The organism is Paenibacillus sp. NRS-1781, from assembly GCF_050467745.1.
Classification (GTDB): domain Bacteria; phylum Bacillota; class Bacilli; order Paenibacillales; family Paenibacillaceae; genus Paenibacillus; species Paenibacillus terrae_A.
This window is the reverse complement of record NZ_JBITPI010000039.1, coordinates 1-16,668: the sequence shown is the minus strand read 5'-3', so window position 1 is coordinate 16,668 and position 16,668 is coordinate 1. Positions and strand designations below refer to the sequence as shown.

At 47.1% G+C, this 16,668-nt stretch carries 12 protein-coding genes and 1 tRNA gene; 9 read left to right on the top strand and 4 right to left on the bottom strand.

Annotated features, from left to right (window positions below):
• Positions 1 to 95: 95 nt before the first annotated feature.
• Positions 96 to 413, bottom strand: coding sequence for a GNAT family N-acetyltransferase (locus ACIFO6_RS14725; protein WP_430041416.1), 318 nt, complete (start codon positions 411 to 413; stop codon positions 96 to 98).
• Between the two features lie 536 nt (positions 414 to 949).
• Here ACIFO6_RS14725 and ACIFO6_RS14720 point away from each other — a divergent pair.
• Positions 950 to 1,033 (top strand) — tRNA-Leu (locus ACIFO6_RS14720).
• 123 nt (positions 1,034 to 1,156) lie between these two features.
• Here the strand turns inward: ACIFO6_RS14720 and ACIFO6_RS14715 are convergent.
• Positions 1,157 to 1,651: a CGNR zinc finger domain-containing protein gene (locus ACIFO6_RS14715; protein WP_430041492.1), complete on the bottom strand. Its 495-nt coding sequence runs from the start codon at positions 1,649 to 1,651 to the stop codon at positions 1,157 to 1,159.
• On the opposite strand from ACIFO6_RS14715, the gene ACIFO6_RS14710 reads away from it, so the two are divergent.
• Both ACIFO6_RS14710 and fabV read left to right on the top strand, forming a co-directional pair.
• On the top strand, positions 1,650 to 2,096 hold the full coding sequence (locus ACIFO6_RS14710; RefSeq protein ID WP_430041414.1) for an arginase family protein: 447 nt from the start codon (positions 1,650 to 1,652) through the stop codon (positions 2,094 to 2,096). The genes ACIFO6_RS14715 and ACIFO6_RS14710 overlap by 2 nt on opposite strands.
• Positions 2,097 to 2,189: 93 nt before the next feature.
• Complete coding sequence (gene fabV, locus ACIFO6_RS14705; RefSeq protein WP_430041412.1) at positions 2,190 to 3,362, top strand: enoyl-ACP reductase FabV; 1,173 nt, start codon at positions 2,190 to 2,192, stop codon at positions 3,360 to 3,362.
• 228 nt (positions 3,363 to 3,590) lie between these two features.
• On the opposite strand, the gene ACIFO6_RS14700 is transcribed toward fabV, so the two are convergent.
• Complete coding sequence (locus tag ACIFO6_RS14700; protein WP_430041410.1) at positions 3,591 to 3,794, bottom strand: hypothetical protein; 204 nt, start codon at positions 3,792 to 3,794, stop codon at positions 3,591 to 3,593.
• A gap of 168 nt (positions 3,795 to 3,962) precedes the next feature.
• On the opposite strand from ACIFO6_RS14700, the gene ACIFO6_RS14695 reads away from it, so the two are divergent.
• The 4 genes from ACIFO6_RS14695 (at position 3,963) to ACIFO6_RS14680 (ending at position 9,169) form a co-directional block, all read left to right on the top strand.
• Positions 3,963 to 5,114, top strand: a complete 1,152-nt coding sequence (locus ACIFO6_RS14695; RefSeq protein WP_430041408.1) for a sn-glycerol-1-phosphate dehydrogenase — start codon at positions 3,963 to 3,965, stop codon at positions 5,112 to 5,114.
• A gap of 198 nt (positions 5,115 to 5,312) precedes the next feature.
• Positions 5,313 to 6,410, top strand: coding sequence for a GntR family transcriptional regulator (locus ACIFO6_RS14690; protein WP_430041407.1), 1,098 nt, complete (start codon positions 5,313 to 5,315; stop codon positions 6,408 to 6,410).
• A 354-nt stretch (positions 6,411 to 6,764) separates the two neighbouring features.
• A complete protein-coding gene (araD, locus tag ACIFO6_RS14685; protein WP_430041405.1) occupies positions 6,765 to 7,475 on the top strand; it encodes an L-ribulose-5-phosphate 4-epimerase in 711 nt (236 codons plus the stop codon).
• Complete coding sequence (locus tag ACIFO6_RS14680; protein ID WP_430041404.1) at positions 7,472 to 9,169, top strand: ribulokinase; 1,698 nt, start codon at positions 7,472 to 7,474, stop codon at positions 9,167 to 9,169. Before araD ends, ACIFO6_RS14680 begins: the two co-directional genes overlap by 4 nt.
• Before the next feature lie 174 nt (positions 9,170 to 9,343).
• Here the strand turns inward: ACIFO6_RS14680 and ACIFO6_RS14675 are convergent, their stop codons facing one another.
• Complete coding sequence (locus ACIFO6_RS14675) at positions 9,344 to 9,928, bottom strand: helix-turn-helix domain-containing protein (RefSeq protein WP_430041402.1); 585 nt, start codon at positions 9,926 to 9,928, stop codon at positions 9,344 to 9,346.
• A 340-nt stretch (positions 9,929 to 10,268) separates the two neighbouring features.
• Here ACIFO6_RS14675 and ACIFO6_RS14670 point away from each other — a divergent pair, with 340 nt between their 5' ends.
• Both ACIFO6_RS14670 and ACIFO6_RS14665 read left to right on the top strand, forming a co-directional pair.
• Entirely contained in the window at positions 10,269 to 13,463 is a 3,195-nt protein-coding gene (locus tag ACIFO6_RS14670; RefSeq protein WP_430041400.1) for a hypothetical protein, read from the top strand.
• Between the two features lie 71 nt (positions 13,464 to 13,534).
• The coding region (locus ACIFO6_RS14665; protein WP_430041397.1) for a DUF6531 domain-containing protein at positions 13,535 to 16,668 on the top strand (3,134 nt) is incomplete at its 3' end.

The following is a 16,668-nucleotide window of genomic DNA, read 5'->3' as shown; positions in this document are numbered from 1 at the left end:
TATATATTAGTGTATGTAAAATATAAAAACTCTGCTTTTACCGTATTTACGGGAGCAGAGCCCTTTGGCTTCATTGAGATAATGTAGCTTTAATGTTAATTGTGCTTTGTCCAAACCATTACAAATTCCTTTTCACGGGTTGCTGGATCAACCGATTCCTCTTGAATGATAAAGCCATTTTTGGTATAAAAGTTTAATGCCTTTGTGTTGGACGGATATACCTTCAATTGGATCTGATCATATTGCTTCTTAACCCAATCTAGTATTAACTTGCCATAGCCTTTTCGCTGGGAACCTACACGTATAAACAAAGCTGCCAAATACCCATCTATCATGGAAACGAAGCCACCAATAGTGTGATCGTCCTGTATAATAACGTAGTTTTGAGCTAGAGGAAGGTATTTATCTTCCATTTCGCCAACCTATGATGTCCAATATTGTGGATCAATAAAATGATGGGCCTCTATGGAAGCTTCCAGCCATATAGCTGATAATTCTTTAAACTCTTCCACATTCCCCGGTCGAATAGACATAGAATGACCTCTTTTCCCAGTATGTAATCTTGTTACGATAATGTGATGTTTAACATAAAAAAGACCGTCCGAAGACGGTCTTTCTACCCGTGGCGCTTATTTAAAGCATTGATCCGTATCCCGCGCCTCCGTCATCTCTGAAAATTAGAGAATGGCGGACCGGGTAAGGGACACGTTCAACATCTGATTACTAATGTTGACGCACCTCCTTTCCTGATGCGTCCATATTACCATATATGGTATGAGAAATCCAGTTGTTTTCACATGTTTTGGGGAATTATCTATAGAAAACATTATATAAAAATGGCTTGCTTTTATTCTCTACGGGCGCTATAATCTTAATTACGGTGATTATATGTATTAGACGTATTTATGGTCCTGCTACATAACTAGACATCGGAATGAATACATATTATGCGGTCGTGGCGGAATTGGCAGACGCGCACGGTTCAGGTCCGTGTGGGCTAACCCCCGTGGAGGTTCGAGTCCTCTCGACCGCATCATTAACAGAAAAGGTTCATCATTGCTCATTGTAGCAATGATGAACCTTTTCTGTTATCTATAATGGGGTGGCAATACCCAAGGGATGAACGTAGCATTAGTCATTTACCTGAGCGTGTATTTCATTGTGATTCCCGGTGTTTCTTGACATGATAACGGGTAGAGCACCGTTTGCTACAGAACCGCTGTAGTCCGTTTTTAGAATGATCAGAAAATATTTCACGACAAGGATCTGAAACGCAGACTTTGAGTCTTGGTCTTCCGTACAGGGTCAGCTCTCTTCCGAGCGTACGCGAACAGACCGCCAGCATACGGTCGGCCAAGCTGCCTGTGTTTTTATCAGATGGACTGTACACATAACGAAAGCTGCCGTCTCCCTGTGCATTTAATCGTGGGCGCAGGGGGGAATGCAATTCACTCTCCGTCAAAAACTCTCCCAGTTGTTCATCACTTCCACTCATAATCAAATCGCGCAGTTTGTCGCGGTAAGCACGCACGGCTGTTAGTTCCTTCAGAGCTACCGTTTCATCGCATAACACTCCATACTTTTGTAGCAAATCATTTAATTGCTCCGGACTGTCAAGCCGTTCCGGTTCTTCATAGTAGGGATCATATATGGACGCACATCCAGATTATTATCATAAAGGAAATAGAGATAAAGCCGTTGTGGCTGGTATGGACCTGGCTATTGTTACGGGTAAAGGAACAGATATGTTAACCAATCTGGAAAATCGAAAACCTTATATTCAAAGTTCCAATGCCCTGACCTTCGGCTATCGCGAATCAGATCCGGAGCAGAGCATTATAGAAGAGGCAAAGACGGAAGGCATTACCTGCTTCAGTGCGGAACGCTCTCTTCGGGAAGGGGGTACCAGACCTGCGGAAATTTTGAATGATTTCATTTATCAGCGAGAGGTTGACGGTTTTTGGCTTCACCTGGATGCAGATGTACTTGACAAAACGCTCATGCCCTGTGTGGATTGCCCGGAATCTCACGGCTTGCAGTGGAAGGAACTCACAGATGTTCTTAGAGTCTTGTTGACTGCTGTATTACGCCCGTAAAAGGTTGAGCCTAAAGCTGATTTGCTATATAGTTAGGACTGGACAACCATTCCATCTATATTAAATGAATGCCAAAGTAGGGGGACCCTTGAAATGATAATTAAACCGAAAATCCGTGGCTTTATCTGTACTACTGCGCATCCAGGAGGATGTGCGGCTCATGTCAATCGTCAAATCAACTACATCAAAGAAAATCCTTCAATACAAGGGGCCAAAAAGGTGCTTGTGATCGGAGCTTCCACCGGCTATGGACTGGCTTCCCGTATTGCTGCCAGCTTTGGTATGAGAGCCGATACCATAGGTGTATCCTATGAACGCCCCGCTTCAGAAGGACGCACAGCCTCGGCTGGATGGTACAACACTGTAGCCTTTGAGGAATCGGCTAGAGCGGCTGGCTACATAGCAGAAAGCATTAATGGTGACGCTTTTTCCCATGAAATCAAGCAGGAGACGTTGAAGCTGATTAAGGAAAAGCTGGGCAAGGTAGATCTAATTGTGTATAGTGTCGCCTCACCACGACGGACGCATCCTGATACAGGTGAAACCTTCAACTCTGTTCTCAAGCCCATCGGACAGTCTTTTTCTGATAAAACGGTGAATACCAATACAGGTGTCGTATCGGAGATTACGCTGGAGCCGGCTACGGAAGAGGAAATCGAAAATACGATAACGGTAATGGGAGGCGAAGATTGGTCCTTATGGCTAAAAGCGCTGGAAGAAGCTGATCTGCTGGCAGAAGGGGTAACCACACTGGCTTACTCGTATATTGGTCCAGCGATCACGGAGGCCATTTACCGTAAAGGAACCATTGGCCAAGCCAAAAATGACTTGGAGGCCACTGCGCATACCTTAACGAAGCAACTGGAGCGTTACGCTGGAAAAGCCTACGTTTCAGTAAATAAAGCTTTGGTTACACAATCCAGCTCGGCTATTCCAGTTGTACCTCTGTATATTTCCTTGCTGTTTAAGGTTATGAAGGAAAAGGGCTTGCATGAGGGCTGTATCGAGCAAGCGCAGCGTCTGTTCGGGAAGCTATATAGTGGAGCGACAGTGGAAACCGATGATGAAGGGCGCATTCGTCTGGACAACTGGGAAATGAGAGCGGATGTCCAGCAGGCTGTTCAAGAGGCTTGGTCCGGGATTACTACAGAAAATGTGTCTGAACGGGGCGACCTTGACCAATATCGTCTGGATTTCCTTCAGTTGTTTGGATTCGGGTTTGATGAAATTGATTATGAATTGGATGTAAATCCAGATATTCAGTAGCATCATGGCTGATCGGCAATTGTAGCGAATTGTACTACACACACAATAAAAGCGGGCACTTACAAGCGAAATAAATCGCTTGTGAGGCCCGTTTTTTTATATCAGGATTTATGCAAATTCCTCATATGTTAGGCAAATGTATATAAGCTGAACTAAAAAAGGTACATGCAAACGGAGTGGGCGGAATGGTGCCGTACAAGCGAAGTGTTCTTGTTTCAGTAGCTGAGACTATCGGGGATCTGACGTAGAAACCGATTTGTGATGAAGCACACGAAAAACAGCGATGGTAATCATGATCCCGGTAACGCCGAAGACAGCTACGGAGGTCAAAGCCTGATAGGCTTGCCAGCCGAATAAAAAAGCAATACCACTGCCAAAGGTTGTGCCTGCCAGTAAACCGAGTGCGCAAGCGATGTCTGTTCTGAATTTCATAAGCATTTTTCCTTTCGAAATCAGGATTTGCAAAGCAACTTGTACTTTTCATCTGGACTTGTACAGGAACTTGTGCGTACAATTAAATGGAAATCGTTTTCAAAGAGAATCTTTTTAACAGTATGAATCATTCTTGAGCAAATTATTCCTTTTCAGGAGGTAGATGAAATGAATATGAATGAGCAGATCAAGCAGTGGAACCAAGAGGCACAAGCAAACAACACCGATCACCCTTACCGTAAGGTAGAATTGTTCATTGAGGTGCGTGATGGGGCGCTTGAAGCCGTTGTCCCTTATTTGAAGCAACAGAATTACCATCATGTGACGCTGGTAGAGGATGAATACACCTCTGCGGCGGCAGGGGAAAAGGTGGCACAACTCATACGTGACGCAGGCTTGGTGGTCGATGTGGTTCGGCTGCCTCCCAATGCTGTGGGGGATGTGATTGCAGATGAAGGCTATATCGTAAAGGTGTTGTTGGGTGTGGCAGATGAGAGTCAGGCTGTACTGGCTGTAGGCTCCGGCACTATTCATGATCTGGTTCGCTTCGCATGCTATAAAATGAATCGCCCGTTCCTATCGGTGCCGACGGCCGCTTCTGTGGATGGATTCACATCGGCAGGTGCGCCGTTGATTGTGGGCGGCAGCAAGCAGACATTTCAGGCTGTTCCGCCGGAAGCGATCTTTGCTGATCTGTCCGTACTGGCGAATGCGCCACAAGCGATGACTGCCGCAGGTTTTGGCGATATGCTCGGGAAATTCACCTCATTAGCCGATTGGCAGGTGTCCAGGGATTTGGGGGGCGAACCGTATTCGCCTTTGGCTAATCGAATCACGGAGGAGGCGCTGCGGGCCTGTGTAGAGCATGTGGATGAGATTGCGGAGGGTAGCCAGGCAGGTGTGGAAGTGCTGATGAACGCGCTGATCGCATCCGGCATTTCCATGCTGATGATTGATCATTCCCGTCCAGCATCGGGGGGAGAGCACCACATTTCACACCGCATTGAAATGGATTTTATTGCGGAGGGGCGCAAGCAAGTTTTGCATGGTGCCAAAGTGGGTGTAGCTTCTGCTTTACTGGCGGACTTGTACAGGGACCTGGCTGCCAGCCAAGCTGTGGATGCTTTGGAGGTATATCGAACCTTGCCCACGTCAGAGCAGATGCGTGCATGGCTGACTCAGGTCGGTGGTCCGTCTACGATTGCCGAGCTGGGCGTAACCGAGGAGCAGCTTGCGCGCGCACTTCGTACGGCTCATACTCTGCGCAATCGCTATACAGGGCTCAAGTATATGAACGATCATCAATTGCTTCGCTCATAAAATGCACCTGTACACAAGCGGTATTTAGACAGGATAACCAAGCACTTGTAACATGGAAGGGATTAGCGAATGGGTTTACGCCTCCGGCAGCTATACAACGATATCCTGCTCCTGTAACATTTGTATGTACAAATGAACGATATGCTATAATCGTGAAATACAAAAGGGTACACGATATTGCAAGTGACGGAGGAAAATATGGCGCCCAAATATATACAGGTTAAACAGGAAATTTTGTCATGGATTCATTCATCCAGGCTGGAGCCTCAAAGCCAGCTTCCTTCTGAGCATGAAATGTCTGAGCAATTTGCGGTTAGTCGGCAAACCGTGCGTCAGGCGTTAGGTGAGCTGGTACAGGAAGGTTGGCTGTTTCGCATGCAGGGCAAGGGGACCTTTGTCGCCACACGGGATAGCAAGCAGCCCGAGGACCCACGGACCATCGGGGTCGTTACGACCTATATATCGGATTATATTTTTCCGTCGATTGTGCAGGGAATTGAATCCAAATTAAGTCGTCAGGGCTATAAGCTGCTGCTGTCAAGCACAGGCAATGACCCCGATCAGGAACGGCAGTGCTTGGAAATGCTGCTTAGCCAGCCATTAAGCGGGATTATTATTGAGCCGACGAAAAGTGGGGAACGCAACCCCAATCTCAATTATTACCTGACCGTGGAAAACCGCCAAATTCCTTATTTAATGATTAATGCGCGGTATGAGGAAATGGATGCGCCATGTCTGCGTGTAGATGATGAGAAGGGCGGGTTTTTAGCGGCTGAGCATCTGATTAAGCTGGGTCATCGTCGGTTAGCCGGGTTTTTCAAGACAGATGATATGCAGGGAATTTTTCGTATGAAGGGATTTGTGGCCGCCCACCGCAAATATGGGGTTACGCTGCATCCGAATGCAGTGACCACCTACCGGACAGAAGAAAAAAATGAGGTTCCGTTACAGCGTGCGTCAACACTGCTGAGTATGGAGCCGGAAGAGCGTCCTACCGGATGGGTAACCTATAATGACGAGCTGGCTGTGCGTTTGCTGGACATTGTGCGTTCGGCGGGTCTAAGCATTCCGGGCGATTTGTCGCTGGTAGGGTTTGATGACTCTTTTTTGGCAACGGCAACGGAAATCAAGCTAACTACAATCCGCCATCCCAAAGAAGAACTGGGGCTTCGCGCCGCTGATACGATATTGTCGATGATTGAAGAAAAGGGCTTCCGCGAAGAGGATCGCCAGTGGATTATTCCACCTGAGCTGATTATCCGTGAATCTACGGGTCCTGTTGCCAGTGACGTATAAAGAACCTAATAAATAGGGGTAAGTTTTTATTTGGATACATGTAAGGACAAGTTGGATAAAATGTAGTTCTAACACCTCATAGCATATCGGCCCGCTCACTAGCCGTACAGGACAGCCTATTTTCTGGATTGCAGAAAATAGGCTGTTTTTGCTATGTTTTTTCTGAAAACATAGACAGGTATGAAGTGAAAAAACGTATAAAAAAACACTGGCTAAGTTGTACGTACAAGTGTATAATGAAAGCGGAACCAAGGATAAGGGCCATTATGAGCCTCTTGAGGTTTTCCATTTGAAGCTGGGTTTAGCACTTCCATTGCAGATTTCAGAAATGATAGTAAAAGGAGTGTTTTATACATGTTAGAACAGTTGAAACAGGAAGTATGGGAGGCCAATCTGGCTCTTCCCAAGCATGGTCTGGTTACTTTTACGTGGGGAAATGTAAGCGGTATCGACCGTGAGCAGGGACTGGTTGTAATCAAGCCAAGTGGTGTAGCCTATGAGGAGCTGAAAGCAGAGCAATTGGTCGTACTCAATTTGCAAGGCGATATTGTTGAGGGTGACCTTCGTCCTTCATCGGATACACCTACACATCTGGCGCTGTACCGTGCTTTTCCGCAAATCGGCGGTATTGTACACACACATTCCTCTTGGGCCACAAGCTGGGCACAGGCAGGACGCGCGATTCCGGCATTAGGGACAACACAGGGTGATTATTTTTATGGAGCGATTCCGTGTACTCGCGCGATGACTTCAGAGGAAATTGCCGGGGAGTATGAGTGGGAGACGGGACATGTGATTATTGAGACGTTTCAGGATATTAGTCCGGCGGATATTCCAGGTGTACTCGTTAATCAGCATGCACCGTTCGCTTGGGGGAAAAATGCCGATGATGCCGTTCATAATGCGGTGGTGCTGGAGGAAGTAGCCAAGATGGCGTACCGTTCCTTCGCACTGAACCCGGAATTAACCTCTATGGATCAGGCGCTGCTGGATAAGCATTTTCTGCGCAAGCATGGAGCGAATGCTTACTATGGTCAAACGAAAAAGGAGGAGACACACAAATGAGCAAGTATACCATTGGTGTCGATTATGGAACAGAGTCCGGGCGTGCGGTCATTGTTGACCTCTCTAACGGAGCTGAAATTGCTACACACGTAACACCTTATCGCCATGGGGTTATTGATGAAGTGCTGCCTGGCAGCGGACGCAAGCTGGAAATGGACTGGGCGCTGGAGCATCCGGCTGACTATATTGAAGTGCTGACGACTTCTGTACCTGCTGTCATGAAGGAGACGGGGATTTCTCCGGACGACATCATCGGGATCGGCATTGATTTTACAGCATGTACGATGCTGCCAATTGATGCGCAGGGACAACCATTGTGCTTTGACGAGAACCTGAAGGATAACCCGCATAGCTGGGTAAAACTGTGGAAGCACCATGCAGCGCAGGATGAAGCGGATCGTCTGAATGAAATTGCCACACAACGCGGAGAGGCATTTCAGCCTCGTTATGGTGGTAAAATTTCATCCGAATGGATGATCGCAAAAATTTGGCAAATTCTGAACGAGGCGCCGGATATTTATGATCAGACCGATCGCTTTGTAGAAGCGACCGACTGGGTTATTTCCCAGCTTAGTGGAGAGCTGAAACGCAATCAATGTACAGCAGGCTACAAGTCCATTTACCATCATCGTGACGGTTATCCGGATCGCGAATTTTTCAAAGCACTTGATCCTCGGCTGGAAAACCTGACGGATACGAAGCTGCGTGGTGAGATTTATGACTTGGGTAGCCGTGCAGGTGGATTAACAGAGGACATGGCTGCCAAGCTCGGGCTGAACCCGGGAACTGCGGTAGCCGTGGGTAACGTGGATGCACATGCGGCTGTTCCGGCGGTAGGAGTCGTGACACCAGGGAAGCTGGTTATGGCGATGGGCACCTCTATTTGTCATATGCTGCTCGGTGAGGAAGAAAAAGAAGTTGAAGGTATGTGCGGCGTTGTAGAAAACGGAATTATTCCGGGCTATTACGGCTATGAGGCTGGTCAATCGGCCGTAGGAGACATTTTCGCATGGTTCGTTGAGCATGCTGTTCCAGGTGAAGTGAAGGAGCAGGCTGCGGCAGAAGGCGTGAACGTTCATGTGTGGCTGGAGCGCAAAGCGGCTGCGTACAAACCGGGCGAAACCGGATTGCTTGCGCTGGATTGGTGGAACGGCAACCGTTCTGTGCTGGTAGACACGAATCTGACAGGTCTCATTGTTGGCTATACGCTGCTGACGAAGCCGGAGGAAGTGTATCGTACATTGCTGGAAGCCACAGCGTTCGGCACACGTAAAATCGTCGATGCGTTCCATAACAACGGCGTTCCGGTAGATGTATTGTACGCATGCGGTGGATTACCGCAGAAAAACCGTCTTTTGATGCAAATTTATGCGGATGTAACTGGACGGGAGATCAAAGTGGCGGCTTCTACCCAAACCCCTGCGCTAGGCGCAGCGATGTTCGCGGCAGTGGCAGCGGGAGCAGAAGCCGGAGGGTATGATGATATCGTCGAAGCAGCGCGCCATATGGCTCGTGTACGGGACGAGAGCTTCAAGCCGATCCCAGAGAACGCGGCCGTCTATGATAAGCTGTACGAGGAATACAGCCTTCTTCACGACTACTTTGGACGTGGAGGCAATCCGGTGATGAAGAAGCTGAAGGCGATTAAGGAAGAAGCCGGACGTTCTACAGAAGCGGCAAGCACTCATTCTTAAAAGGTGAGGTATCTAAAAAAGCACAGTACGCCGAGAAAACGGCAGACTGTGCTTTTTTTGTTCTTATATTCCGTGATTTGAAATTGGCGAAAGTCTTATGGGATGAAAGATGGTAATGCGTTCCTTTCATAGACTTTCAGGTAAAGTACAGAAGTTTAGGTTTAACGGGCATTCTCACTTTTTCAGCATGGCATCAGCAAACAAAATGGACTTCGGAATACGGAAAAACTGTTCCGCCTGATCCTGGAAGGTTTGAGAAGGAACGGTACCCTGGTGCAACCATTTTCGAAATGTGCCGGGATGAACGCCAATCCAATGACTGACATCGGTCACCGAAATATCATGGACCATACATAGACCCGCCAAAATCCGGTTTTTGACCGGGGAACGAGTCACAGTCCGTTTCATAAAACGGGACGGTGATGGCTGACAGATGAGCGGTGAACGCCGGACAACCTCTTCATTAAACAGAATATGGTGCGGATACCCAAGTGTGTTACAAGCTTTTTCCAGATTAGTGTTGCCGGGAATACGGCCTTCATATACCCACGCGCTGACGCTACGGGAGGAAATGGAAAGCTGCTCGGCAAGCTGAGACAGTTTAATGTCATTAGCCATCAAAACGGCTAGCAGAACACGATTGCGCACTTGACAGCGTGTCGGCTTGCGAAAACGTTTGACGCGCACACCTTTTCCCAAATATTTGCGATTGATCAGAGACCACGCCTGAATGGAATGTTTGTCTTGTTGTTTAGGCATATATCCTCCGATTTTTTTAACCACATACTACTATACCCGAAGGGGGCTTTGCAAGTGACTCCCCTCCTGATTTTCTTTTAATCCCATGGGCTTAACCGCTTTATGGAAAATAAGGTCCATTTGACCTATGAAAAGGGGCGTATAAGGGGCCGATATATTAAGTTGTGTCTATTTTTATGGAATCGGAGGGAATATATTCTTTTTTTATGATTGTAAGGCTTATAAGAAAGAGAAATGGATAGGGAATCGAAGTATACCCAACTATTTCCTGAATGACAAGAGAAGGTTATCCAGTCAGATGTTTTGTAAAAAGATAATGGTATGGTTTCTGACAGCACTTTTGGCAGCAAACACTTTGCTGTGCTTGCCTGGTGTGGCAGGAGCGGAGGAACAAGATTTAAGGGACGGAATGCAACTGGATCAAGCGGATACGGCACAGGAGGAACTTGAGGTTCCTGAAGGAACGGTTTCTTTCACCCCGTCCACTTCTGCAACAAACAGTGTCTATAACGCATTAATGATGAGCTTGGCGGCAAACGTGGAATATACGTCGATCCCTATTGATCCCGGGGAAACGTATGAATTTGAGAATACAGATACGATTAGTAAATCCATATACAGTAACGCGTCTGAATCCAAAGGCATTCTGTATGATAGTGTGAGTTACAAAGAGGACGGAGATATCAGCACTGTCCATATGGATTACGGCATAAGTCCCATTGGTGTTCCTGGGGGAGGTACGGCATTTATTACAAATACAGGAACAACAGTATTAACCGTAAAGATAACGGATGTCTTCACCTACACCACATCTGAGAGCCCGGCATTGGAACGTGTTACGGTCTCTAAGAATGAGAGTTACCGGATCGTAAATGACGGATGGACTGCCCGTTCGATTCAGCATGATGGTTCAAGTAAGGACAATCGCCGTTTTGATTTTGCCAAATACAAGGCAGATGGAACTTTAGCTGCATCTGGTCTTTACAGCATTGCTCATCCCTCTTTGGCTGAAGGAGAGGAACTGATCGTTACAGGTAGCACTTCAAATGCTGTGACCTTTGGTTTACCGTACGGAAAATACAGTACAGAAAGTACCGGAGAACCTGCTTACGCACGGGTTACCTTGAACCAAGGAGAAAGCTACCAGTTTATTAATGTTGGAACCAGATTAGACTCAATTGAAAGCGATGGTACACCCAAGGATAAATTGGACTATGTTGTGTATCTGTCCAATGGAACGGAATCCTCGCGTGGCACTGGCACTTCAGCCAAGCCGCAGGTCGGTGTAGATAAATACGCGGTTATTACCCAGGTTACGGCCAATCCGGTTACATACGGCGCACCTTACCGTAACTTTATCGCCCGTCCTGTGGGCGGGGATGCGATCAGCCGTGTCGAGTTTGAGGCAGGCAAGAGCTACATTTTCCATAATAACGGCACGCTGATGAACCCGATCTACAACAACTCCAGAAAGGCAGGAAGCTTGTTCGATTATGCTATTTACAAGCCGGATGGAACGGTCAATTCCTACGGTTTTAACAGCCAGGCTGGTCCTATGATTCCAGCTTCAGGCTATGCCATTGTGACTGTGATGGGTCCAGGACCGATTATATTTGATTATACGGACGATTTTTCCTGGGAAACGAGCAAGGATCCTGCCTTTTTGCGCGTAACCTTATCGAAGGGTGAAAGTTATGCTTATACGAATATTAGTGATCATTTAAGGAATGTTCACAGCACCGCTTCAACCGTTAAGGGCAAATTTGATGTGGTTCTGTATAAAGCGAACGGCATCGAGGAATCCAGACGCAATACTGGGCACTCAACCTTTCTGGTTGGTGCAGGTAAAAAGGCCAGCGTGACGGTAACCAGTGACACGCCGATTACCTTTGGTGGTATCTATCGGAGCTTTAAGGCCAGCGAAGATGACAATGGTATCGGCCAAACGACTTTGGAACCGGGGGATTCGTATGTTTTCCGGAATCATGATAGCCAATCGAACTCATTGCGGCGTGATAAAAGTAGCGGGAATGCACGCTTTGATTCTGCAAGCTATCGAGGACTTCGTTTACTTACATCAGATCATTTCAACAATATAGTAGACCCGGAGATTGTCGCGGGCGGTGAAGCAATTGTCACCAATGTATCAGATCGGCCAATCACCTTTAGTTATAGCAGTAAAGTAGAGGCTTTGCTCAGCGGGCAGGCGGCATTCCATCGAATTACGCTAAAACGTGGAGAAAGTCGGAGATTTATTAATGTAAGTTCTATAGACAAAGCCCTGGATGTCATTTCTGCCAACGGTATGAAGTGGAGCTATACCAATTACCGTGCAGACGGAACTTTCACTCAAGTGAAGGATACAACGCAATTGCCTCTAGTACAGGCTGGTGGCTACGTGGTGATTACTTCTGTATCGGATATACCGGTTACGTTTGGCGGTCCATTAGGAATATTCGATGTGGATGATGCCCAAGCTCCAGCAGGTCAGGTAACCGTTAATCAAGGAGAGAGTTATGTATTCGTGAATACAGGTACAGAGACTTCTACGCTGACCTCCAATGCTGCAAGTGAAAATCGTCTCTATGACTATGCCATATATGGAGAAGGTACCGGTGTTCATTCCAAGGTGGATGACGCAGGAATGAGTGTTTCGTTGCCTATGATCTTACTTGGAGCTGGAAAAACGCTAGTCGTGACTGTGACTTCACCACAGGCTGTAACTTTTAATTATGGAAATGAGATCAAGGCTGAAGCGGGTACAGAACCGGCGTTGTTAAAAACGTCTTTGTCCGGCGGAAAGCAGGAATTATGGATCAATCGCGGAAGCGAGGCAGCCCCTGTCTTGACGAATGCAAAGACGGCTGGTGGAACGTATCAGTATACCGTTACGGATCAGGCTGGAAAAGTGATTCGTGAACATAAAGAGGCGACAGATAATCTACAGCAAGTGCCAGGTAAAGCAAACATTCATCTTGCCGTAGCAGCAGCTACTCCTGCTGTTAATTTTGGAGCGCCTTATCGTGTGTTTGCTATGAAAAATAAAGATGATAGCAAGCTGGACGAGCTCATTGAGCTCATAGAAAAGGAAGCTGACTTTACGGTAGGTCAGCAAGGGAAATATCGTTTTACGCCCAAAGAAGACGGAATGTACCGTTTTGCGGTGAAGGAAAAATCCAACTATGCTGAACAGCAGCCTATTGTAGCTTTATTTTCGGACTCTGATTTTTCGAATCAGCTTGTCTCCTCAACAGAGCAAGAGCAAATATATGGTTGGAATTTCACTGTTTTAGAGTATGAGTTGAAGGCAGGACAAACCGTTTATGTAAAGCTGACAGAAGCCAATAGCGGCGCATTACAAACCGTAATTAAGGCAGCGCATATGGCTCCTGGCAAGGATACTTCATATGAATACGGCAAAGGGAACCGTCTGAATAAAGTTATTTTTTCCACCGGAGATCAAATCGAGCTGCAGTATGATTTAAACGGAAACGTCAGTTCGCGGCTGAAAAAGGTATTTCCTTTTATATTTTAAATGTATATCCATCCTTCGACAGCAAAACAGATAGCCAGATTTACAGGCAATTATTAAATAGGGGTGAGCATGTGTTTAAACGTTATATTTGTAGTCTATTATGTGTGGTCATGTTGCTGGGTCCATGGAGTACATGGGCATATGGAGAGGGAGGGAAAGGAGAGGCTGCTGCTTCTCAGGCTTCTTCGTCTTCCACTCCACAGATTATTACCAGAGCATGGCTTGCACAGCAAACCGGCAAGGATCAGGCTTGGGTCAATGCACAGTTATCCAAGGGCTATACTTTATATGATATTTATAAAGCATGGCAAAAAGATGGCGGGGAAAACTCATTACCGGAACAAAGTCCTGCCTTGTGGGTACAGCAAAACGGGCTTGAATTGAGCACAAAAGCGAAGACGGAGCCGTCCAAGGAGTCGGCTGAGCTCAAGGCGGGTGAAACGCCCGTTCAGGATGAAGTGGTAAGTCCCAAATCGCTGGATCAGGGTGAGGAACCATCGCTGGTTCCTGAGACGACTAAGGCAGGTATACCATCCGTACCCAGCGTACATGATTCCGTGTATGCACCGATTCCAGAAGAAAACGGCCTGATCGGGCAGGATTTACTTAAACAAAGCTTGCTACAGGTATCTGCTGCAACAGATGTGTATGCTCCTTTGGATCAGGCAGCGCTTGCACAAAGCAGGTTAAGTGATGATACTTCGCGTTATGGGCTGGATTACGGTGACAACAGTGTATCCACCGCTTCTGGACAGCTTGTTGTTCAAAATACCGACCTCGTGCTGCCAGGGTCATTGCCCTTTGCACTGACTCGTGTGTACAACAGTTCATTGGCCAATAACCAGATTGGTGTGCAGCAAAATGAGGGGGGATATACAAACACAAGTGCCATCCGCGAGGAGGAAGCAGCTTCAAGTCTGGGACGAGGCTGGAAATGGGATCTTCCTCATATGCAGAAACAGGGCGGTAAACGGTATTTGTACATGCCGGGAACAGGCTCCTATGAACTGAAAAATGATTTGAAGCTTGAAGGATATGCATACAAAGATCTGAAGATCAGTACAGATCAAAGCGCAAGCGTGCAGGGAATACGAAGTGAATACAAAATATCTGAGCTGAACGGAAACGACTATTATCTCGATCAGGATGGTTATTTGATTTTAATCCAGGATGCGTATAAGAATCGGTTGGAATTTGATTATTCAAGTTCTGGTGGATCTAAGCTCCTTCGTTCGATTCGAAATAATGATGGCAGAGCGCTTGACTTCACTTACAATGCCGGACAACTTGTCGTCAAGGAGCAGGGGACGGACCATCAGTACATCTATCGTCAAAGTGGCGAGGGAAGCAGCAAGGTGCTCACGGAAGTTCTGGATTCCCTGTCAAGAAGCACCAGCTATACGTATACCTTCATGGATGCTCCGTTTAATTTGGTAGCAGATCGTGAAGGGAAAGCTGGGGTCTTACAGCAAAATACAACTGCGCTGCTCACACGAATTGCACGACCTACTTCGTCCATGACTGACATTCGTTATGAAGCCTACAACAAGCGCATAGGCGTATACGGTACACAAGGCGTGTTTAAAGTGATTTCACGCGCAGATGTGTACAGTACAACGGCAGGTAACCGTTTTTTAAATCAAACCGATTTCACCTATTCGGGAGAGGATCTAGCCGGCTATGGCAAAAACGCCGAATGGACGGTGACTGCTACAGGAACACGTACAACGGAAACCTTCCATTTCGGTAAAACCTTTAGAGGAGAGCATGCGCCCGACAAATCGGTTCTTAACCGTTATGATCAAGAGGGAGATTCCACCGGGTATCATGTAGACTACACGTATAAGGACGCCATGGACTGGAATTTGCCTGCGCAAATGCGAGAGTCCTATACGGAGGGGGGTTCTTCATCCGAGCCTGTCACGACCTCCTATGACTACAATGAATATGGTCTCCCTTTGAAAATATCCCAAAGTACGGGGTCGGAGACGGTTCATACGTATAAAACCTCGAGTGAGCCTTTTTTCTGGGTACAACCCGTTCAGACGGTTAGGAAAATCAGTGAAGGAAAAACCGGAACGACCGTTCGAACCTACAAAGCAGAGGGCACATTGAATGAACTAAAAAACTATGAAGGCACAGCGCAGGGGAAGCTTTTATCCCACAGCTATACTTTCTACAATGCAAAAGGGAATGTAAGCAGTCAGAAGGTTCTTATTGACGACAGAAACGATACGGATGTTTCTATAGATTATAAATCTTCCTATGGTTCTCAGCTCCCGACAAGGCAGCTTTTGCCTAAAGGTGTTGAGTATACGTATGACTACTATCCGACCGGAGAAATTAAGTCCCAAACCGATGCCAAGCGCAAAACGGAGTCCTATGTGTATGACGCGTTGGGGCGTGTAACGAAGGTGACTTATCCGAATGGCACTCAAACGGTGGTGGTATACAAGGATGATACGAACGATGTCACCGTCACCGGACCGGATGGCGTGAGCGCGGAAAGATTGTATAATCCATTCGGACAGCTGCTCCAGCAGCAGGTGGATGACGCGATTTACGGATATGGTTATGATGATCACGGAAATAGGGTAGAAAGCACGGATGCGGAACAAGCCACCACTCGCTACGTCTACGATGCTTTTGGACGGCCTGTGAAGGCGACCTATGCGGATGGAACAACAGATACCGTGGCGTACAACGCGGTAGATCGTACGGTCACTTATACGGATGCGGCTGGTTATCGTGTGCGTGAGGTATCGGATGCTTTAGGTCGTGTGACTTCCACTCAAGAAGCTAACAATGGCTCCTTTCAGCCGCTGGAGTCGTTCGCTTACAATCATGCGGGTAGGGTCACCAGCCGGACAGACGGTAACGGCCAACGTATGACCTATGATTACGATGCACTGGGACAAATGACCTCCGTGACAGATCCATCGGGACAAAAGACCAGCTATATGTATGATCTGGCCGGAAATTTGAAGACCGTTCAGTATCCCGATGGGCAAAAGAATCTGTACTCGTATGATGAGCTGGGCAGACGCATGTTGCTGGAGAAATCCAGTGGAGGAACGACGCTCAATATTTACGATACGGATGGCAATATCACCCGTATGCTGACAGGAAAATTGCAAGCGATCACCTTTGAATATAATACGGACGGGTTGGTTACGGAAGCGGCGGGACCGGATTTTAAAACCAA